The organism is Streptomyces sp. rh34, from assembly GCF_002551245.1.
GTDB lineage: Bacteria > Actinomycetota > Actinomycetes > Streptomycetales > Streptomycetaceae > Streptomyces.
Genome location: NZ_NTGZ01000602.1, coordinates 1 through 480, shown reverse-complemented (window position 1 = coordinate 480; position 480 = coordinate 1). Strand labels below are relative to the sequence as shown.

General features: G+C 78.1%; 1 protein-coding gene. It reads right to left on the bottom strand.

Annotated features, from left to right (window positions below; all coding sequences use genetic code 11):
• Positions 1-480 (bottom strand): ABC transporter substrate-binding protein (locus CR470_RS38420; protein ID WP_143664008.1); only part of this gene is annotated, 480 nt, incomplete at both ends.

Below are 480 nucleotides of genomic sequence, written 5' to 3'. Positions count from 1 at the left end.
GCACCACGGCGTCCGCCCTGCCGGTCATGGCCTTGCGGGCGGCCGCGCCGAAGCCGGCGGCGCCCCGCGGGAGGGCGTGTTCGATGAGAGTGGCGTCGGCCGGCGGGGTGTCGCGGACCGCGCTGCCCAGTTGCCCGCCGAGGCCGGTGCCGTCGCTGTCCTGGACGAGGAGGACGCGCTCGGCGGGGCGGGTGCGGACGACGTAGCCGACGAGTCCCGGGGCGAGCATGCGGTCGTACGGGCGGGTCACGCAGAGGTGGGCGGCCGTTTCGGATGCCGTGGTGGAGCCTGCCGCGACGACGACCAGGGCGAGCCGCGCCTCGCCGTACCGCTGGACGACGTCCTCGGCCAGCACGGCGCCGGTCGGCCCGACCGCGGCGATGACGTCGGGGTCGGCTCCCAGTCGGTCGGCCGCCCGCAACGCCCGGCGCGGGTCCCCGGCGTCGTCCTCGGTCCGCAGGGCGAGGCGGAACGCCGTGC